Source organism: Pedobacter sp. (assembly GCF_031119335.1).
Lineage (GTDB): Bacteria > Bacteroidota > Bacteroidia > Sphingobacteriales > Sphingobacteriaceae > Pedobacter.
Genome location: NZ_JAVHXT010000001.1, coordinates 123,744 through 142,465, shown reverse-complemented (window position 1 = coordinate 142,465; position 18,722 = coordinate 123,744). Strand labels below are relative to the sequence as shown.

General features: G+C 37.6%; 21 protein-coding genes. 15 read left to right on the top strand and 6 right to left on the bottom strand.

Features of this window, described 5'->3' with window-relative positions; all coding sequences use genetic code 11:
• Nucleotides 1-34 precede the first annotated feature (34 nt).
• The 10 genes from REI64_RS00645 (at nucleotide 35) to REI64_RS00600 (ending at nucleotide 7,197) form a co-directional block, all read left to right on the top strand.
• Nucleotides 35-283: a hypothetical protein gene (locus tag REI64_RS00645; RefSeq protein WP_308848145.1), complete on the top strand. Its 249-nt coding sequence runs from the start codon at nucleotides 35-37 to the stop codon at nucleotides 281-283.
• On the top strand, nucleotides 265-669 hold the full coding sequence (locus REI64_RS00640) for a type II toxin-antitoxin system VapC family toxin (protein ID WP_308848144.1): 405 nt from the start codon (nucleotides 265-267) through the stop codon (nucleotides 667-669). The genes REI64_RS00645 and REI64_RS00640 overlap by 19 nt, the downstream gene beginning before the upstream one ends.
• A 210-nt stretch (nucleotides 670-879) precedes the next feature.
• Nucleotides 880-1,326 (top strand): cytochrome c maturation protein CcmE, encoded by a 447-nt coding sequence (locus tag REI64_RS00635; protein ID WP_308848143.1) that lies wholly within the window; start codon nucleotides 880-882, stop codon nucleotides 1,324-1,326.
• The gene (locus tag REI64_RS00630; RefSeq protein ID WP_308848142.1) at nucleotides 1,326-3,794 is read left to right on the top strand and encodes a cytochrome c biogenesis protein CcsA; all 2,469 of its coding nucleotides are present in this window, start codon (nucleotides 1,326-1,328) and stop codon (nucleotides 3,792-3,794) included. Before REI64_RS00635 ends, REI64_RS00630 begins: the two co-directional genes overlap by 1 nt.
• Entirely contained in the window at nucleotides 3,794-4,549 is a 756-nt protein-coding gene (locus REI64_RS00625) for a DUF2520 domain-containing protein (protein ID WP_308848141.1), read from the top strand. The genes REI64_RS00630 and REI64_RS00625 overlap by 1 nt, the downstream gene beginning before the upstream one ends.
• A gap of 45 nt (nucleotides 4,550-4,594) precedes the next feature.
• A complete protein-coding gene (locus REI64_RS00620) occupies nucleotides 4,595-4,927 on the top strand; it encodes a 2Fe-2S iron-sulfur cluster-binding protein (protein ID WP_308848140.1) in 333 nt (110 codons plus the stop codon).
• Between the two features lie 125 nt (nucleotides 4,928-5,052).
• A complete protein-coding gene (gene iscX / locus REI64_RS00615; RefSeq protein WP_138724117.1) occupies nucleotides 5,053-5,295 on the top strand; it encodes a Fe-S cluster assembly protein IscX in 243 nt (80 codons plus the stop codon).
• Between the two features lie 34 nt (nucleotides 5,296-5,329).
• A complete protein-coding gene (locus REI64_RS00610) occupies nucleotides 5,330-5,905 on the top strand; it encodes an HAD hydrolase family protein (protein ID WP_308848139.1) in 576 nt (191 codons plus the stop codon).
• Nucleotides 5,906-6,136: 231 nt separating this feature from the next.
• Nucleotides 6,137-6,559, top strand: a complete 423-nt coding sequence (locus REI64_RS00605; protein WP_308848138.1) for a Spy/CpxP family protein refolding chaperone — start codon at nucleotides 6,137-6,139, stop codon at nucleotides 6,557-6,559.
• Between the two features lie 71 nt (nucleotides 6,560-6,630).
• Entirely contained in the window at nucleotides 6,631-7,197 is a 567-nt protein-coding gene (locus tag REI64_RS00600; RefSeq protein ID WP_308848137.1) for a Maf family protein, read from the top strand.
• A 203-nt stretch (nucleotides 7,198-7,400) separates the two neighbouring features.
• On the opposite strand, the gene REI64_RS00595 is transcribed toward REI64_RS00600, so the two are convergent.
• From REI64_RS00595 to REI64_RS00575, 5 genes are read right to left on the bottom strand one after another with little or no spacing between them, the layout of a single operon-like run.
• Nucleotides 7,401-7,805, bottom strand: coding sequence for a hypothetical protein (locus REI64_RS00595; RefSeq protein WP_308848136.1), 405 nt, complete (start codon nucleotides 7,803-7,805; stop codon nucleotides 7,401-7,403).
• A 19-nt stretch (nucleotides 7,806-7,824) separates the two neighbouring features.
• Nucleotides 7,825-9,666 (bottom strand): ATP-binding protein, encoded by a 1,842-nt coding sequence (locus tag REI64_RS00590; protein WP_308848135.1) that lies wholly within the window; start codon nucleotides 9,664-9,666, stop codon nucleotides 7,825-7,827.
• 23 nt (nucleotides 9,667-9,689) lie between these two features.
• The gene (gldC, locus tag REI64_RS00585) at nucleotides 9,690-10,025 is read right to left on the bottom strand and encodes a gliding motility protein GldC (RefSeq protein ID WP_308848134.1); all 336 of its coding nucleotides are present in this window, start codon (nucleotides 10,023-10,025) and stop codon (nucleotides 9,690-9,692) included.
• Nucleotides 10,026-10,049: 24 nt separating this feature from the next.
• Complete coding sequence (locus tag REI64_RS00580) at nucleotides 10,050-10,331, bottom strand: hypothetical protein (protein WP_308848133.1); 282 nt, start codon at nucleotides 10,329-10,331, stop codon at nucleotides 10,050-10,052.
• Nucleotides 10,332-11,645 (bottom strand): DEAD/DEAH box helicase, encoded by a 1,314-nt coding sequence (locus tag REI64_RS00575; RefSeq protein ID WP_308848132.1) that lies wholly within the window; start codon nucleotides 11,643-11,645, stop codon nucleotides 10,332-10,334. It lies immediately after the preceding gene.
• A 321-nt stretch (nucleotides 11,646-11,966) separates the two neighbouring features.
• Here REI64_RS00575 and REI64_RS00570 point away from each other — a divergent pair, with 321 nt between their 5' ends.
• The 3 genes from REI64_RS00570 (at nucleotide 11,967) to REI64_RS00560 (ending at nucleotide 14,702) form a co-directional block, all read left to right on the top strand.
• Entirely contained in the window at nucleotides 11,967-13,301 is a 1,335-nt protein-coding gene (locus REI64_RS00570) for a dihydroorotase (protein ID WP_308848131.1), read from the top strand.
• A 148-nt stretch (nucleotides 13,302-13,449) separates the two neighbouring features.
• On the top strand, nucleotides 13,450-13,644 hold the full coding sequence (locus REI64_RS00565; protein WP_308848130.1) for a DUF2683 family protein: 195 nt from the start codon (nucleotides 13,450-13,452) through the stop codon (nucleotides 13,642-13,644).
• Complete coding sequence (locus REI64_RS00560) at nucleotides 13,644-14,702, top strand: DUF3810 domain-containing protein (protein WP_308848129.1); 1,059 nt, start codon at nucleotides 13,644-13,646, stop codon at nucleotides 14,700-14,702. Before REI64_RS00565 ends, REI64_RS00560 begins: the two co-directional genes overlap by 1 nt.
• A 66-nt stretch (nucleotides 14,703-14,768) precedes the next feature.
• Here REI64_RS00560 and REI64_RS00555 read toward each other — a convergent pair whose 3' ends face one another.
• A complete protein-coding gene (locus REI64_RS00555) occupies nucleotides 14,769-15,350 on the bottom strand; it encodes a tRNA-(ms[2]io[6]A)-hydroxylase (protein ID WP_308848128.1) in 582 nt (193 codons plus the stop codon).
• A 126-nt stretch (nucleotides 15,351-15,476) separates the two neighbouring features.
• Between REI64_RS00555 and REI64_RS00550 the strand changes: the two genes are divergently transcribed.
• Both REI64_RS00550 and hscA read left to right on the top strand, forming a co-directional pair.
• Nucleotides 15,477-16,694 (top strand): glycosyltransferase, encoded by a 1,218-nt coding sequence (locus REI64_RS00550; protein WP_308848127.1) that lies wholly within the window; start codon nucleotides 15,477-15,479, stop codon nucleotides 16,692-16,694.
• A gap of 104 nt (nucleotides 16,695-16,798) precedes the next feature.
• Nucleotides 16,799-18,658 carry a Fe-S protein assembly chaperone HscA gene (gene hscA, locus REI64_RS00545; protein ID WP_308848126.1) on the top strand — a complete coding sequence of 620 codons (1,860 nt, stop codon included), beginning with the start codon at nucleotides 16,799-16,801 and terminating at the stop codon, nucleotides 18,656-18,658.
• Nucleotides 18,659-18,722: the final 64 nt, after the last annotated feature.

Sequence of the window (18,722 nt, the reverse complement as noted above, 5' to 3'; positions counted from 1 at the left end):
TTGTACCTTTGTTAAAGTAGATTTTTAAAGGGAAATGAAACAAGCAATTATCAAATACAGAAGCAATAAAACCTTAGATGCCTTAAAGGAATTAGGGAAGTATCTTGGTTTTTCAATTTCAAGTGTTTCACCTAAAGGAAAGAAAAGTAGCTCAACTATTAAAGGCGCAACTGTAATAGAAGGTGATCCAACCGTGGATATTGCTGGTTTGCATGAGATATTTACAGGAAAAGGATTAGATGCCTTAGAACTAAGAAAATCTGGATGGCATCGAAACAAGTAATTTGCGATACCGACATTTTAATCGATTATTTTGATGTCAGACAAAAACGTCACGAACAAACCAAAAGAATAATCGAGCAAGTGATAGGTTTGGAGAATATTCTGATTTCCTCTATTACCAAAATGGAGCTTCTTATAGGTGCCACAAATAAAGAAGACCTAAAAATCATAGATAAAAGTCTTAAACGGTTTGGTGTTATATTAATCAACCCTGAAATAAATTTAACCGCTATAAGTATAGCTTACGAATATCGGCTTAGCCACGGATTAGCGCTTGCTGATGCAATGATTGCTGCAACTTCCATACAAACCGATTTAGAGTTGTTCACTTACAATACAAAAGATTTCAAATTTATTAAAAATCTGTCTTTATTTAAATTTGATTAGCAGATATAATAGTCAAATACCCCTATTGTTGATTGAATTTAGGCGTTTGGCCATAGACTGGTTCTAAATAACATGAAGCCCCGTAATTTATATGTTACGGGGCTTTTTTGTTTATCAAACAATTGTCAAGATATACCTCATAAACAAGCAGAAACACTTGACCTCCTTTTGTTTTTCTATATTTGTGGACTGTATTTTAAATCACACCAAATGAGAAAAAGTGCTATTATCGGATTAATTACAATTGCTATTTGCATTGGGTTTTTAGTTAGCTTAAATGCCGACACCGACTCTTATTCTAACTTTAAGGAAGCCACCAAATCACAAAGAGAAGAACATGTGATGGGTTATTGGGAAAAAAGTAAAGGAATGTATTACGATGCCGCTAAAGACCCTAACCATTTCGCATTTTATATGAAAGATGAAGATGGAATGGTGAACAAAGTGGTACTTAATGGTTCTAAACCTCAAGATTTCGAACGTTCGGAAAAATTGGTGTTGATTGGCAAGATGGAAAACAACACCTTCTATGCTTCTAAAATTTTAATGAAATGCCCTTCTAAATATAATGACAACATGGTTGAAGTAAACCAAGATGGGACAGTTAAAGAGAGCGTTAATCAGCCTAGTAAATACGCAAAAGAATCTAAATCTTAATGGATATACAGTTTATTGGAGAGAACCTCCTTCCTGGCAAGTTAGGCCAATTTTTCATCGTACTTTCGTTTGGGGCGTCGCTACTATCTACTATCGCCTATTTTTTCGCTACTAAAAACAAAAACCTAGAAGACACTTCTTGGACCAAAATAGGAAGAATTGGTTTTTGGACAAATCTTATCGGTATTTTAGGTATTGGGGCCACCTTATTCTACCTCATTTTAAATCACTATAACGAATACAATTACGTTTATTCGCACTCGTCGAAAGAATTACCTGTTTACTATATCGTTTCTGCATTTTGGCAAGGGCAAGAAGGTAGTTTTTGGCTATGGGCATTTTGGCAAGCGCTTTTAGGTTTGGTATTAATTGCCAAAGCTAAATCTTGGGAAAACGGCGTAATGACCGTTGTGGCACTTTCACAAACCTTTTTAACCTCAATGCTATTAGGGGTTCAAATTTTTGGAATTCATATTGGTTCATCTCCTTTTATCTTATTAAGAGATGCCGTTAATTTGAAAGAAATGGCACCAATATTTGCCGATCCTGAGAATTATAAAAACTACCTAAGTTTTATTACCGATGGTAAAGGTTTAAATCCGTTATTGCAAAACTATTGGATGGTTATTCACCCTCCAACCCTATTCTTAGGATTTGCAAGTATGATTGTTCCTTTTGCTTACGGCATCACAGCTTTGTGGCAAAAACGATATAAAGATTGGGTTAAGCCTGTTTTACCTTGGGTGTCTTTCGCTGTCATGATTTTAGGTACAGGTATCATTATGGGATCTTTTTGGGCCTACGAAGCGCTTAACTTCGGTGGTTTTTGGGCTTGGGACCCGGTAGAAAATGCATCTATCATCCCATGGTTAACCTTAATTGGCGGTTTACACGTTATCATTGCTTTTAAAAATACTGGTCATGCTTATTTCACGGCAATGGCATTGATTTTAGTGAGTTTCATCTTGGTATTATACGCTTCCTTCTTAACCAGAAGCGGTATTTTAGGTGAAACTTCGGTACACTCATTCACCGATTTGGGGATGTCTGGTCAGTTAATTTTCTACATCGCCACATTCTTGGGCATTGCCATCTTAGCTGTTGTATTACGCTGGAAAGAATTACCAATTACGCACAAAGACGAAGAAACTTATTCTCGTGAGTTCTGGATGTTCATTGGCGCTCTTGTAGTTACAGTATCTTGTATCCACATTATTTTCGCTACTTCGGTACCGGTGTTTAATGCAGTTTTTGGCACCAACTATGCACCTATTAAAGACGCAGTGAGGTTTTACAACCAATGGCAAGCACCTTTTGCAGTGCTAATTGCATTAATTTCTGGTTTCTCACAGTTTTTGAAATACAAACGAACTGATCCTCGTAAATTCTATAGCAGTTTAATTTCTTCTATCATTTTCGCATTGGTTATTACGGCTGGTTTTGCTTATGTAAGTGGTATATATACCAACCTAATGTATATTATCCTTACGTTTAGCTGTATATTCTCAGTACTGGCTAATGCAAGGCTGTTGACTGGAATTTTCACCAAACGTGGCAGCAAATTGGCAGGATCTGCAATTGCTCACATCGGCTTTGCCATTTTATTGGTAGGTGCTTTGGTAGCCGCGGCAACAAGCAATCCAATTTCTATTAACGAAACAAATTTCATCCCTGTTAAAGATTTCGAAAAGGCTGCAAAACCTGGCGAGAATATCATGTTATATAAGAACGAGCCTAAAAAGATGGGCAAATACACCGTTACTTATATCAGTGATACCACTATACAGCCAAATACTTATTACAAGCTTAACTTTAGAGTAGTTGACGAAGAAACTGGCAAAGTAAAAGAAGATTTCACGGTTAATCCCAGCATTCAGGAAAACGGAAGAATGGGTTTAATTGCTTCTCCAGATACTAAACATTACTTGTTTAAAGATATCTATACGCACATTACAAGTGCAGCACAGAAAAAAGAGGAGCACGAAGACCACGAAGGACATACCGAAGAAGAAAACTATAAAGCGCCTCGTATTGTAGCCTTAAAAGTTGGCGATACTGTTCATACAAGCAGTGGTGTGTTAACTATCAAAGCCATCAATAAGCAACCTGTGGTTAGAGATTTAAAGATTGAGAAAGATGATTTAGCAGTTGGCTTGCCTTTGGAAATTAACGTAAGTGGCAAAATCTACAACGTAGAGCCTCTTTTCTTAATAAAAGGCAACAATACTTTCGATTTTGCCCGCAAAATTGACGAGTTAGGTTTAAGATTTAGATTTACAAAGATTATTCCTGAAGAAGACAGATTTGAACTTCAGATTTTCGAGAAACCTCAACAAGCAAAAGATTGGTTGGTGTTCAAATCTATCGAATTTCCATACATCAACTTATATTGGATTGGTACCATCGTAATGGTAATTGGTTTCTTAATTTCTATCTTCAGAAGGAAAAAAGAACTGAAAACAGATTAATGCGAGTATCCATTATAGGTTCGGGAAATGTAGCTACACATATAGCCAAAGCGCTGAGCAATGCCAAGGTAACATTGCTCGATATTTGGTCGTACAACTTAGCAAATGCGCAGTTATTGGCCAACAAAGTTGATGCTAGAGCTATCGCAGAACTTTCTCAAATCTCTGATGACGCAGATATAGTGCTGATTTCAGTGAAGGATGATGCCATTGCAGCAGTTGCTGATCAGTTAAAAGATTACAAAGGCTTAATTGCACATACTTCTGGAGCTGTAGCTTTAGATGTTTTGAACCGTAATAAAAATTGTGGGGTTTTCTATCCATTACAAACTTTCTCCAAGCAAAAAGAACTGGATTTCAGCAATGTTCCGCTTTGTTTAGAAGCTAACAATGTTGAAAACCTAAATTTGTTAAAACAGCTCGCTACGCTAATTAGCAGTAATGTTTACGAAGTAAGTAGCGAACAAAGAAAGACTTTACATTTGGCGGCTGTTTTTGCTTGTAATTTCCCTAACTACCTTTATGGAATTGCACAACAGCTATTAGCACAGCATCAGTTGGATTTTGATATTATTAAACCGCTAATAGCTGAAACTGCCAATAAAATACAAGCTGCACTTCCACAAGAGGTGCAAACTGGTCCAGCTATCAGAAATGATGAGCAGACTTTAAAAAAACACGAGGCTATGCTTCAAGAGCATCCAGCGTGGTTAACAATTTACGAACTACTAAGCGATCAGATTAAAAAAGGGTAAATCATACTGTTTTTTAGTTTTGACTGCTTACTTTTGCATCAAATTATGAGTATTTTCAAACTAAAGATAAATTTCGAAGAAGAAGGAAAAGAACCTGTAGAATTACCTATTGCTGCTGGGGAAGATGTATTAGATGTCGTTTTAGACAACAATATTAAATTACAACATAATTGTGGTGGTGTTTGCGGCTGTAGTACTTGCCATATTTACGTAACTAAGGGAATGGATAATATCCAAGAAATCTCTGAAAAAGAGGAAGATTTTGTAGACCGTGCAGTAAGACCAAAAATTACATCGAGATTAGCTTGCCAATGTGTGGTTTTAGATGGCGATATCGAAATTACTATTCCAGACCAATCGGGATTTTTGGGACACTAACTGATTTACGATTTTTGATCTACGAATTACGATTGATTGGCAGCCTACAGTCATCAGTTAACCGATTAACCAATTACACGATTAACCAACAATTTAACCATAGAACAATTTAGCAATTACCATAGATGAACAACGATAAATTTGCCTTACCAATTCAATGGAATGATATTGAAGATATTGCTTTAGAGCTTTATGAAAAATTTGGTGATGATTTCAATGAACAAAAAATCTACAGAATTAGGTTTACCGATCTAATTGAATGGGTATTAGAACTTCCAAATTTTGCTGGAACGAGAGAACAATGTACTGAAGGTCATTTAGAGCAAATTCAATCTGCTTGGGTTTACGAGTGGAGAGATAATCAGTAGCCTCCCTAGCCCCCTGAAGGGGAAATTAAAATATATGGATCATAACATAAACGATGGAGAGGAAAGCCTCGTTAGGGATTTGGGGTTTTTAGAGCGCTTAAGGATTATCACAACTTTTGTGTTTGATATTGATGGTGTGCTTACCGACGGCACTGTGTTAGCTGCCGAGAGCGGCGAACTTCTACGCTCATTTAACACTAAAGATGGTTACGCACTGCAATTAGCAGCTAAAAAAGGTTACAACATCTGCATTATTTCTGGCGGTAAAGGTGCGGCAATCAATAAGCGTTTCGAAAGTTTGGGCGTTGCCGATGTTTTTTTAGGCGTAGACGAAAAAATCATTGTCTTCAACAATTATATTCATCAAAAAGGAATTGATCCACAACAAATTTTGTACATGGGAGATGATATTCCCGATGCAGAGGTAATGAAATTAGTGGGCATAGCCACCTGTCCTGCCGATGCTGTGGAAGAAATCAAGGCTATTTCACATTATATTTCCCCTAAATTTGGTGGTAAAGCTGCTGCCAGAGATGTAATAGAAAAAGTGCTAAAAGTACAGCACAATTGGTATGGCAATATACCTTCTGCCGCCGAAGCGAGTAAGTAGATCTTAGGTTAACTGTGTAATTGTTTAACTGGTTAATCGTAATACCTAATCTAAATTCGCAAATAATGAAATCTTCAGCTTAACACCTTTTAACAAATAAATCTTTTTCATCCGTTTAAACCTCTGTTTGTTTTTTCGCTCCAACACAAAACTTAAAACAACATAAAAACAGATGAAACCATTTCGATTTATCGGGATAGCTTCATTACAACTAAAAACAAAATTAAACAGATGAAAAAACTAATGATGATTTACGGGCTATTGTTTGGTATGGTAGCTTTTGCTCAAGCGCAACCTGGTCAAGGTAGACAAGGCGGTGGCCCTGGTGGCAGAATGATGATGAGCCCAGAAAACAGAGTGAAGCAATTAGATGAAAAACTGAAGTTATCTGACGATCAAAAAACAAAGCTAACCACAATTTTTACCGAACAAGCTGATGCACAGAAAAAAATGCGTGAAGAGCGTTCAGAAGCTCAAGCGGGCGGTGGAGATAGACAAGCAATGATGGAAAAGATGCAGAAAATGAGAGCTGAGCTTGAAACAAAAGTAAATGGCGTATTGAACGACGAGCAAAAGAAAACCTACAAAGCAATGCTTGACGAGCAAAAAGCTGAGATGGAAAAAAGAGCTAAAGAGCGTCAAGAACGCAATTAGCTAAATTTATTAAAAAGACAAAAACAAAGCGGCAACACAGCCGCTTTTGTTATTTTTGGAAAAATTTAAATATGCTAAAGCTTACAGCACCAATTATACTCGCTTCTAAATCTCCACGACGTCAGGAACTACTAACCTTAATGGGTTTAGATTTTTCTGTTGAACTAAAAGATGTGGATGAAAGCTATCCAAACACGTTAAGCGCACCTGAAATTGCTGTATATATTGCAGAAAAAAAAGCAAAAGCGTTCGATGCAAATCCTAATGAGATTATTATTACTGCCGATACGATTGTTGCCATAAATGGAGAGATTTTAGGGAAACCGATAGATCGTGAAGAGGCACAGCAGATGCTAGGAAAGCTTTCGGGTAATAAGCATGAAGTTTATACCGGCGTAAGCATTAACTACAAAGGAAAAACAACATCTTTTTATGACAAAACAGAAGTTTTTTGTCGAGTATTAAATGCAGAAGAAATTGATCATTACATTGATAACTACCAGCCATTTGATAAAGCAGGGAGTTATGGTGTACAAGATTGGTTTGGCTTAACAGTGGTAGAAAGATTAAACGGCTCTTACACCAATGTAATGGGTTTACCAACCGAAAAACTTTATCAGTATTTGCTTAAAATTTAAATCAAACAGCTACATTTGGTATGAAACTATAGCAATGAAATGTTAATAGTCCTTCTTTATTCGCTAATTAGACCTGATTGAACGAAAAGCCCACAGGTTGAGGCACGAAACCGAGGACTTGGAGTGAAAGCAGGACTTTCGGTAGTTCGAAGCCAAGTCTTTGCTCTTCTCAAAAGAATAAATACTACATTTGCCGATAGCTTTTACACACTTAGTCTTTCCTTTTTAACGCTAAACAATAATAAAACAGCGCCTATCCCTAAGATAATCCAACCCCATTGAAAGTGGATGGCTTTGCCCAATAAATTATCGGCTATTTTCATCCCGAAGTAATGTGTAGATTTAAAATAGACTGCAGCCGCCATTAATAAAACCCAAATAAACATTACCCTAGTTAACAATCTAAAGGCTTTCAGTTGTCGGATAAAAAAGCAAAGCGACAATAATGCAATAAAAGAATATGTGATTAGAAAAAGGCGGATATCGGTTTTGTAAAGTCCCCAATTTACCCATTCGAAGATAATTTTTACCTGTAATATTGGGCAGAAGCCTGCTACGAATACTAAAATTAGCCCAATAATGGCTAATGGTTTATTTACAATCAACATATATTAACGTTTAAAAACGCTAACTTAAGGAAATAGATTGATGTTTATCTTTATAGTTGATGATTTTTGGCGCCCATTTTTTGATGACAGCTTCAATTTCTGCCGGTTTAAATGGTTTGGCTATAAAATCTTGCATTCCGGCCTCTAGGCATTTATCTTTACCATCGCCAAGTGTGTTTGCAGTAAGTGCAACAACTACCGGGTATTCGTAAACACGATAATGTTTCCTGATCTCGGTGGTTGCAACTGTACCATCCATAATTGGCATTTGCATATCCATAAAAATCATATCAAACTCTTCCTGCAACACCAAGTCTAACGCCAGTTGACCATTAGAGGCCTTTTTGCAGCTGTAGCCCAGTTTACTCAGTGTTTTCGTGATCAACATTAAGTTGATATCGTTATCATCTACCACTAATAATCTTAAAGGATACTGTTCGGAAAGTGCACCATCTAAATGTATCTGCTCTTTTTGTACACTAGGCTTGGCTTTGTTATTTTGAAGCACTTCTTTGGTGACGATAAAAAAAGTGAAGGTAGAGCCCTTTCCTACTTCGCTGCTTACCTTAATTTTACCATCCATCATAGAAATGAGATTGTAGGCAATATTAAGCCCTAAACCAGTGCCACCGTATTTTCTTACCGTAGTATGGTCTACCTGCACAAAGGGTTTGAAAAGCAATTTTATACGATCTTCGGCAATGCCAATGCCTGTATCTTTTACTATAAAACCTAAACGGGCATCACCATTTTCGTCTTTATCTATCAGCCTACACTCAAGCAAAATTTGCCCTTTTTCTGTAAACTTTACGGCATTGCTTAAAAGGTTAAGCAAAATTTGTTTTAAACGTATGGCATCGCAATAAATAAATTGAGATACTTCTTGGTCTACTACGTAACCAACTTTTACATCATTGTTTAATTTTGGTAGAATTGAGAAAGTTTCTGACAATAACTCTCTAATATTCACTGTAGTTTTATCTAGCTGAACTTTGCCCGCTTCGATCTTCGAAAAATCCAGCACATCGTTTACAATACGTAGAAGTGATTCTGCACTGTTATGTATCGTTTTGGTATATTCTCTTTGCTCGTCATTTAAAGATCCCTGTAGTAATAAATTAGACATCCCCAAAACGCCGTTCATAGGTGTTCTGATCTCATGGCTAATCATTGCTAGATATTCAGACTTTGCATTGTTTGCCGATTGAGCGTTTAGTTTTGCATTGTAGATTTCTTTTTCATGAGCTAACTGTTTACGAAAAGCCTTTTGAGACCTATTGTATAGCACTACATTCATTAGCAATACTAGCAAAGCAGTACCAATTACCAAATAGCCCAACATTTCGTAGAAACTATCATTTTGGATAATCCTATAAGCCAGTTCTTCACGCTCTAGCTTTATCAAATCATTTAAGGAGGACTGAGCGATGCCAATTTTCCCTGAACCTGCTTCGGAAACACCCGCTTGTGAGAATGCATTTAACTGAGCTGTATAAAAACGTTCTTCGTCGTCTACATGTTGCTGTATTGCGCTAGCTTCTGCTTTATAGCTTTCACTATCTTGCGTAAACTGTTGCAAAACTTTCTTGCTTTTTGGCAAAAGCTTTAAATAAATGTTCAAGCTATCTGCTTGTGCAGCATCTGTGTTAATATTAAGGTAAGCGTAGTTGGCTTGCTGCAGCAAGTCATTCAGTTCAATTAAATCGGCTACACGCTGCTGCTTTTGCTTAAAATAGGTTGTGTTCTCTTTGTTGTAGAGTAGCAAGGCAACACCACCAACAATTATTGCTAAGATGAGCAATAATTTCACCATAAAGTTGACAAACAGTTGTTTAGATGCAGAAGTGCTCGTTTTATTCATCAATCTTTATGGTGCTTTCATTTTTATCCCTTAGTATTAATCCCCATCTTATCTGCAAAATGCGCACAATAATCTCTCAGATCTTCTACTATATTTTTTTCTCCGGTAGCTCTTAAAAAGCTATCTCCCATGGTTTGTAGTGTTTCGTAAAAGAACCTCTTCATCTCGTCAACTGGCATATCTTTAGTCCACAAATCAATTCGCATAGAATTTTTGTAATTATGGTCCCAAAGTGCCAACATCATAGACTTAGCTGCCATTTGGTCTTTGTTTTCAGAATCTGATGATTCCCAAAGAATGTTTTCTGGCACGTTCTTTTCGTCTAACTCTACTGTAATTTTTATTTCCGCTTTTTTCATCTTTTGTAATTAATATGGATAACCTTATCCAAACACACTTACCTTTAGCACAAAGACAAAAACTGCGGTCAGAATTACAACCAATAGTTGTACTATCCAAAGTCTTGCCAAAGTGGGGATAAATTTTCTAAATATTTGATCGCAGAGAAACGATGCAAAAAATACCAACAGCCCAAGTGCAATAAAAAGACCTTTGAACTCTGCATTTGCTGGAGCCAAGAGCCAATTTTTATTGACAATTAAACCTATAACCACCATGATACTCAAGGCGGAAACGATATTTAATGGAGTTAATCTTACTTTCAATTATCTGCGTTGTTTAGGTTTAAATTTTTGATTTTTCTTGTTATTTTTTTTTCCTGCAGCTGGATACTGTTTTTTCTTTTCGTGGAATGCTCCTTTAAAGTCGGGATTTTCTTTCCTCTTTTGGGCATCAATTTCCCTTGCTATGAGCTGTTTTTCCTCATATGGTGTTTCTTCTATAAAAACTTCTGCAGGAAGTTGAAGCTCAGGAATTTGTTGTCTAATTAATTTCTCGATTTTATCAATGTAATAGCGCTCTGCCTCATTGTAGAACGTAATAGCCGTACCTTCGTTAAAAGCTCTGCCAGTTCTACCAATTCGGTGAACGTAATCTTCAACAATTATGGGCACATCGAAGTTAATTACGTGGCTAACTTCGCTTACATCAATCCCTCTCGACGCCACGTCTGTTGCCACCAATACCCTTATATTTCCTTCCTTAAAGCTATTGATGGAATTGATACGGGTGTTTTGACCTTTGTTTGCATGAATTACCCTTACCGCATCTTCGCCAAACCTCCTTACAATAAAGCTATTTATATTATCTGCAACGGTCTTCGTTTTGCAAAAGATGATTAGTCGCTTAAACTCTTCATCGTTTTTCAACAAATGTTGCAACAAATTAATTTTAGTTTTGAAGTTAGGTACGGCGTACATTAACTGCGTTACCGTTTGTGCAGGTGTTGCCTGTGTGGCAACCTCAACCGTCAACGGATTTTTCAAAAAATCTCCCGCAATTTTATGCACCAAATCGCTCATGGTAGCAGAAAAAAGCAAGTTTTGTCGCTTACGAGGCACTACTTCTAAAATACGGTGAATAGAACCAATAAAGCCCATATCCATCATTTTATCAGCCTCATCTAGCACTAAAAACTGTAAACTTCTGGTATTAATATCGCCGGTTAAATATAAGTCTAAGAACCTTCCCGGCGTGGCCACTAAAATATCTACCCCTTTAGCAATTGCTTCTTTTTGGGTTTTCGGCCCTAAGCCGCCAAAAATTACCACCGTTCTTAAATCGGTATAGGTAGAGAACAATTTTACCTGCTCTTCTATCTGCATTGCCAATTCCCTGGTTGGTACTAAAATCAGCGCTCTAGGGTTGTCGCCTTGCGCAAATTTCAGTTTCATAAGCATGGGCAGCACATAGGCAGCAGTTTTACCAGTACCCGTTTGCGCAATGCCGAACAAATCTTGTCCCGACAATACCGGGCCAATAGCCTTCTCTTGAATTGGCGTAGCTTCTGTGAAACCCGCCTCTTCTACCGCATTCAGTATTTGTCTGTTGAGCTTAAACTCATCGAATTTTTTTGGCATAAGGGCAAAGATAGGGAATAAGGTTGAGGGTTTGAAGGTGCAAGGCGGAAGGATTACAAATTCAACTCTCATTTTCTACATTTCTTAAACAATTTGAAAAGCAGTTTTAATGCTATTCGGCTAACCAAGCCCTGCTATCCGTTTTATCCCGATACCCTTCGACAAGGATGACATCGGGATGCCCACTCCTATCAGGTTTATTTAACACAGACCTGTACAACATAGCACCACTCTCAAATCTAAAGTCCCATCTCATATCTAAAGTTCCACATCTCAATACGCAATACGCACATCTCAATACTAATTACTAACTTTACCAGCATGAGTACTATCTTGATTAAAGCAGCCAGCATCGTAAACGAAGGGCAAATTTTCACTTCAGACCTATTTATTAAAAACGGAAGAATTGAAAAAATTGCTTCTACAATTGACGCCACAGCCGACATAGAAATTAACGCAGAAGGATTACATCTGTTACCAGGAATGATTGATGACCAAGTGCATTTTCGCGAGCCTGGATTAACGCACAAAGCAGATATTTTTTCGGAAAGCATGGCAGCAGTGGCTGGCGGAATTACTTCTTTTATGGAGATGCCGAACACCGTTCCAAATACTTTAACTCAAGAATTACTGGCAGATAAATATGCCATTGCCCAACAAACATCATTAGCTAACTACTCATTTTATATGGGTGCCAGCAATGATAATATCGAAGAAGTTTTAAAAACTGATGCTAAAAATGTTTGCGGTATTAAGGTTTTCATGGGCTCATCTACCGGGAACATGTTGGTAGATAACGAAAAAACCTTAGAGAACATTTTCAGCAAGGCACCAATGCTGGTAGCTACACATTGTGAAGACGAAGCAACCATTCGCCACAACTTAGCTGCATACAAAGAGAAATATGGCGAAGATTTGACCATACAAATGCATCCTTTAATTAGAAGTGCAGAGGCTTGTTACAAATCATCATCTTTAGCGGTCGAATTGGCTAAGCGTTACAATACCCGTTTGCATATCCTTCATATTTCTACGGCAAAAGAAGTAGCTTTATTTGATAATACTTTGGCATTGGCCGACAAGCGAATTACTGCCGAAGCTTGCGTTCATCACCTTTGGTTTAACGATGCAGATTACGCTACCAAAGGTAACTTTATTAAATGGAACCCGGCTGTAAAAACTGCAGCAGACCAAGCAGGAATTTTGCAAGGTTTGCTAGATAACCACATTGATGTGATTGCTACCGATCATGCGCCACATACAATTGACGAGAAAAACCAGCCTTATGCGCAAGCTCCTTCTGGTGGACCTTTGGTACAACACGCTTTACCTGCTTTACTGGAAATGCACTTACAAGGCAAGATTTCATTAGAAAAAATCGTAGAAAAGGCAGCACACAATGTGGCAACCTGCTTTAATTTAAGTCAACGTGGTTTTGTGAGAGAAGGCTACTGGGCAGATTTAGTTTTGGTAGATTTAAAAGACGAGTTTAAAGTAACTAAGTTAAATACACTATATAAATGTGGCTGGTCGCCATTTGATGGGCAGACTTTCCAAGCAAGCATCACCCACACTTTTGTATCAGGCAATTTGGCTTATCAAAAAGGTAAATTCATGACTAACGAGACTGGGCAACGTTTAGCGTTTGATAGGTAGATTTATTTTAATCCATAAATAGCTAAAAAGATTTTGTATTTTTTATCTGTAAAAGAATTACACGTTGGCGAGGACGCCAACAAGAGCAAATGCATCGGTTGGCGTCCCCGCCAACCGAGTTCTTTATCTGTAAGTTAGAAAAACAATCATGAAAATAATTACTGCAAAACCAAAAAACAAAGCTCAGCTTAAAGCACTAAAAGCTTTTGTAAAAGCATTAAAAATTGAATATTCGGTAGAAAAATCTTATAATAAAAAGTTTGTAAAAAAAATACTTGAAGGCAAAAAACAAGTTAGAGCAGGAAAAGGAGTGCAGATAAACGTTGAAGACATGTGGAAATAATGCAAATACCTCCTAAAAGAAACTATAGAACCTTTATATACATCAGCATTGCTGTATTAATCTTCATTTTCGGCTTATTCCCTCAAGCTGTAGAAACTTATTACAGCAATCTTGTCTATCCTTTTATTTCTAGCGTACAACGCCTTATATCTTCAATTTTTCCATTTGCCATAGGCGATTTCCTTTATGCGTTCCTGATTATCTTTTTAATTAAGAATATCATTGTATTCATCAGCAGGAAAAAAAAGACAAAAAAGGACTACGTTTCTTTCGGACTAAAATCTGTTAACTTCGTACTCATTATCTACATCTCTTTTAAATTACTTTGGGGGTTAAACTATTCCAGACCTAGAATTAATGAACAGCTGCAAATTAGCGACAAACCTTACAGCAAGGAGCAACTTTTAAAGCTAAATACTTTCTTTCTACAAAAACTGGACACATTAGGTAAAACCATAGACAAAACCGCATTTAACTTCAAAACAAAAGAACTAGAAGACGTTGCAGCTACCGCTTACCAGCAATTATCAGAAAGTCAGTCTTTTTTTCGCTACAAATACGCCTCTGTTAAACCAGTGACCAGCTCTTGGTTGGTGAGTAAAACCGGTATTGAAGGTTATTATAATCCACTTTCTGGCGAAGCGAATATCAACCAGCGCTTACCTAACTTTGTGTTGCCTTTTGTTACTTGCCATGAAATTGCACACCAAATTGGTATTGCGAAAGAAGATGAAGCTAATTTAGTGGGCTATCTGACGGCAATCCATAGCAACAATACCCAATTTCAATATTCGGCTTACTATAATATGTTCAGGTATGTGTTGTTCGAAATCAGGATGAAATATCCGGAAGACTACAACGTAATTATCGAAAAAATTCCCCAAAGTATATTAGACAACTTTAAAATAGAAAAGGAGTTTTGGGCAAAATACAATGGAGCCATGTCGGTTTACATGGGTAAAACCTTCGATAAAATCTTAAAGTTGAACAATCAACAAAAAGGTATTAAAAGCTATCAGGATATTGTGCTTTGGCTGGTGAATTATCATACCCCCTAGCCCCCTGAAGGGGGGAATGCGGCACAAAGCGGCGCTATAAAAAGTCCCCTTTAGGGGGTTTAGGGGTTAACCGTGTATCGCTTCCTTATTTCCGTAACTCTGAATTAGGTTTCCTTCAAACTCCAACCATTCTTTCCAACGCTTATCTACATCAACGTCAATGGTATATTTACGAGCGAAGTTTAGGAAAGTAGTATAATGTGTTGCTTCAGAAACCATCAATTCGTGGTAAAATTTTGCTAAAGCTTCATCTTTGATATTTTGAGATAACACTCGAAAACGTTCACAACTGCGGGCTTCAATCATAGCAGCAAACAGCAACCTGTCTATAAAAGCTTGGTTTCTGCTTCCATCTTTTTTGCTGAACTTCACCAACTGTCCTACATAATCATCTTTACGCTCGCGACCTAAAGTATAACCACGCTCCTTGATGATATTAATCACCATTTGAAAATGCTCCAACTCTTCTAAAGCTATTGCAGTCAACTCATCTACTAAATCCTGATGCTCGGAGTTTTGGGTAATTAAAGTGATAGCATTACTCGCCGCCTTTTGCTCGCACCAAGCGTGGTCTGTCAGTATTTCTTCAAGGTTTCCTTCGGCAATGTTGGCCCAACGAGGGTCGGTAAGTAGTTTTAGTCCTAGCATAAGCAGCAAAATTAAGAAAATAGCCTGTAAGAAAAGATTGCTGTATTGCTATATTGTGAAATTGCTAGCTAGAAATAGCCAAATAAAATCTGTGTATCTGTGGCTAATAAAACGCAACTTTGCAAAATGGCAAGAAAAGTTTTATTTATCGGATTAGTTTGGCCAGAGCCTACCTCATCGGCGGCTGGTACTCGTATCATACAATTAGTACAACTTTTTTTAGCCAATGGCGATGAGGTTCATTTTGCATCTGCTGCTTCTAAAAGCGATTTTAGCTTTGATTTAGAGAGTTTAGGTGTAATCAACCACGAAATAAAACTTAACGACAGTTCTTTTAACGATTGGCTAGCGGACCTCAACCCAAATATTGTAGTCTTCGATAGGTTTATGATTGAGGAGCAATACGGTTGGCGAGTGCAACAAGAATGCCCCAACGCATTGCGGATTTTGGATACCGAGGATTTGCATTTCCTACGTCATGCTAAACAGCAATCCATTAAGCACAGCACGGGATTAGATTTATATAATGATGTTACCAAACGTGAACTCGCTTCAATTTTACGTTGCGATTTATCATTAATTATTTCGCAAGTAGAGATGGATTTGCTTAAGCAGTTCAACATCAGCAATCAAATACTTTACTACCTCCCATTTTTAGAGGAGCCAATTAGTTCAACAGAACATTGGAAAACTTTTGAAGAAAGAAAAGATTTTGTTTTTATCGGTAACTATCTTCACGAACCTAATTGGCAAACTTTACAATATCTCAAAATCAGTGTCTGGCCTTTGTTAAGGAAAAAACTTCCTGAAGCTTCATTGCATATCTACGGTGCTTATGCTACTGAAAAAGTAATGCAGCTGCAGAATGTCAGAGAAAAATTCTTTGTTCGTGGCAGAGCCGAAATTGCTAGAGAAACCATTGCTCAACATCGGATTTTATTGGCCCCACTCCTATTTGGTGCAGGTGCCAAAGGCAAATTTATAGATGCCATGCAAACCGGAACGCCCATTGCCAGCAGTGCGGTTGGTGCCGAAGGAATGGCTAACGGATTGGATTGGGCTGGAATTATCAGCGATGAATTACAAACTTTTGTTAATGAAACTGTTGTGCTTTATCATAACAAAGAAGCTTGGCAAAAAGCACAGCAAAATGGAATTAAAATTATTAACGAGTTATATGCTAAAGATAAGTTTGAAGGAGAGTTTTTAGAAAGAATTGCTGAGATTGAAGAAAATCTAAATAAACATCGCCAACAAAACTTCTTTGGTGAAATTCTAAAACACCATACCCTACAAAGTACTAAGTATATGTCGCTTTGGATTGAGGAAAAGAATAAGCAATAATAAGTTAACAGTTTCCGATTGGTAGTTATTAAACCTTACAACAATTTAACAATTCAGCAATAAAGCAATTCAAATATCACCTCCAAACTATGTAACTTTGCCACATGGCAAAAATATCCATCAATCTGGCGACAGGCTCATTACAAAAAGAAGAAATTATTGTAGGAATTGATTTAGGCACCACCAACAGTTTAGTGGCCTTTATTAACCCGGAACAACAACCGCAGGTAATTAATGATGCCGGAAAAGGCGTTTTAGTTCCGTCCGTGGTGCACTTTAATGAACAAGGCGATGCAGAAGTGGGTAACGAAGCCAAAGCTTACTTAACTACCGACCCAACCAACACTATTTTTTCCGTAAAACGATTATTAGGACGTTCGTACAAAGATGTTGCCGAACACAGCGATATTTTTAGCTACAAAGTAATTGACGATGATAGCGATGCCTTGGTAAAAATTAAAGCTGGCGACAGATTTTACACGCCAATCGAGCTTTCTGCAGAGATTTTAAAAGAGCTAAAGGCTCGTGCTGAACACGCTTTAAAAACACCGGTAAACAGGGCCGTAATTACCGTTCCTGCATATTTCAATGATAGTCAACGACAAGCAACCCGTGATGCTGGAAAGTTAGCAGGATTGGATGTTTTACGTATCGTGAACGAACCTACGGCAGCAAGTTTAGCTTACGGTTTGGGCTTAGACCCATCGCAACAAAAAACCATAGCAGTTTACGATTTGGGTGGTGGCACTTTCGACGTTTCTATACTACAAATTCAAAACGGCATTTTCGAAGTCTTAAGTACCAATGGCAATACTTTTTTAGGTGGTGATGATTTTGACCGTGCTATTTTCAATTATTGGATAGAAAAAAATCAGCTAGATGCGTCAACAGTAGCCAAAGACAATGTGTTAACGCAAAGCCTACGCTTACAAGCTGAAGCTGCTAAAAAAGCATTAACAACCCAAAATTTGTATAACGAACAGTTAGGAGAAATTTGGTGTACGCTAGACAAACAAACTTTCGAAAGCTTAATTGCGGATAAAGTACAGGAAACGATTGAAGCTTGTAAATCGGCTTTGAAAGATGCAGAATTGAGCATTGCTGATATTGACGAAGTAGTTTTAGTCGGCGGTTCTACCCGTACGCCCTACGTTAAAAAAGCGGTAAGCGAGTTCTTCGGAAAAACGCCTCAAGATAATATCAATCCTGATGAAGTTGTGGCTTTAGGCGCTGCTGTACAAGCTGATATTTTATCGGGAAATCGTTCGGATATTTTATTGTTAGATGTAACTCCATTATCGCTTGGTATAGAAACTATGGGTGGCTTAATGGATGTAATCATAGCTCGTAATAGCAAAGTACCAACCAAAGCCGGTCGCCAATATACTACTTCGGTAGATGGACAGGTAAACATGAAAATTTCGGTTTTCCAAGGCGAACGAGATTTAGTGAAAGAAAACAGAAAACTTGCAGAGTTCGATTTAAAAGGAATTCCGGCAATGCCAGCAGGTTTACCAAAGGTGGATATCAACTTTTTACTGAACGCCGATGGTATTTTAACAGTTCAAGCTATTGAGTTACGCTCTGGTGTGAAACAAGAAATTGAGGTTAAACCAAGCTACGGCTTAAGTGATGATACGGTAGAAAAAATGTTGATTGATAGCATTACCAACGCTAAAAGCGATGTGGAGCAACGCATGTTGATTGAAGCACGTAGCGAAGGTGAACAATTGGTTTATACTGCAGAACGATTTATAGCAAAGCATCAAGATTTACTTACAGAGACTGAAGTTACGGATACACAAAAGCACATCGATAGCTTGAAAGAAGCTTTGGGTAGTGGCGATAAAGATATCATCCTTAAGAAAACTGATGAATTGAATGAGTTTACTCGTCCGTTTGCAGAAAGAGTAATGGATACGGCAATTGGCCAGGCCATGAAAGGCAAAAAGATAGATGAATAGAAAAGCTTAATTATTCCCCTAACATACAAAACTGTCCCTGAAATAAAGTTGCTTCGTAGCTACC

Bases quoted from the DNA above. Each gene is read 5' to 3' on its own strand.
- REI64_RS00645 (WP_308848145.1), top strand. From the start codon at position 35: ATGAAACAAGCAATTATCAAATACAGAAGCAATAAAACCTTAGATGCC.
- REI64_RS00640 (WP_308848144.1), top strand. From the start codon at position 265: ATGGCATCGAAACAAGTAATTTGCGATACCGACATTTTAATCGATTAT.
- REI64_RS00635 (WP_308848143.1), top strand. From the start codon at position 880: ATGAGAAAAAGTGCTATTATCGGATTAATTACAATTGCTATTTGCATT.
- REI64_RS00630 (WP_308848142.1), top strand. From the start codon at position 1,326: ATGGATATACAGTTTATTGGAGAGAACCTCCTTCCTGGCAAGTTAGGC.
- REI64_RS00625 (WP_308848141.1), top strand. From the start codon at position 3,794: ATGCGAGTATCCATTATAGGTTCGGGAAATGTAGCTACACATATAGCC.
- REI64_RS00620 (WP_308848140.1), top strand. From the start codon at position 4,595: ATGAGTATTTTCAAACTAAAGATAAATTTCGAAGAAGAAGGAAAAGAA.
- iscX (WP_138724117.1), top strand. From the start codon at position 5,053: ATGAACAACGATAAATTTGCCTTACCAATTCAATGGAATGATATTGAA.
- REI64_RS00610 (WP_308848139.1), top strand. From the start codon at position 5,330: ATGGATCATAACATAAACGATGGAGAGGAAAGCCTCGTTAGGGATTTG.
- REI64_RS00605 (WP_308848138.1), top strand. From the start codon at position 6,137: ATGAAAAAACTAATGATGATTTACGGGCTATTGTTTGGTATGGTAGCT.
- REI64_RS00600 (WP_308848137.1), top strand. From the start codon at position 6,631: ATGCTAAAGCTTACAGCACCAATTATACTCGCTTCTAAATCTCCACGA.
- REI64_RS00595 (WP_308848136.1), bottom strand. From the start codon at position 7,805: ATGTTGATTGTAAATAAACCATTAGCCATTATTGGGCTAATTTTAGTA.
- REI64_RS00590 (WP_308848135.1), bottom strand. From the start codon at position 9,666: ATGAATAAAACGAGCACTTCTGCATCTAAACAACTGTTTGTCAACTTT.
- gldC (WP_308848134.1), bottom strand. From the start codon at position 10,025: ATGAAAAAAGCGGAAATAAAAATTACAGTAGAGTTAGACGAAAAGAAC.
- REI64_RS00575 (WP_308848132.1), bottom strand. From the start codon at position 11,645: ATGCCAAAAAAATTCGATGAGTTTAAGCTCAACAGACAAATACTGAAT.
- REI64_RS00570 (WP_308848131.1), top strand. From the start codon at position 11,967: ATGAGTACTATCTTGATTAAAGCAGCCAGCATCGTAAACGAAGGGCAA.
- REI64_RS00565 (WP_308848130.1), top strand. From the start codon at position 13,450: ATGAAAATAATTACTGCAAAACCAAAAAACAAAGCTCAGCTTAAAGCA.
- REI64_RS00560 (WP_308848129.1), top strand. From the start codon at position 13,644: ATGCAAATACCTCCTAAAAGAAACTATAGAACCTTTATATACATCAGC.
- REI64_RS00555 (WP_308848128.1), bottom strand. From the start codon at position 15,350: ATGCTAGGACTAAAACTACTTACCGACCCTCGTTGGGCCAACATTGCC.
- REI64_RS00550 (WP_308848127.1), top strand. From the start codon at position 15,477: ATGGCAAGAAAAGTTTTATTTATCGGATTAGTTTGGCCAGAGCCTACC.
- hscA (WP_308848126.1), top strand. From the start codon at position 16,799: ATGGCAAAAATATCCATCAATCTGGCGACAGGCTCATTACAAAAAGAA.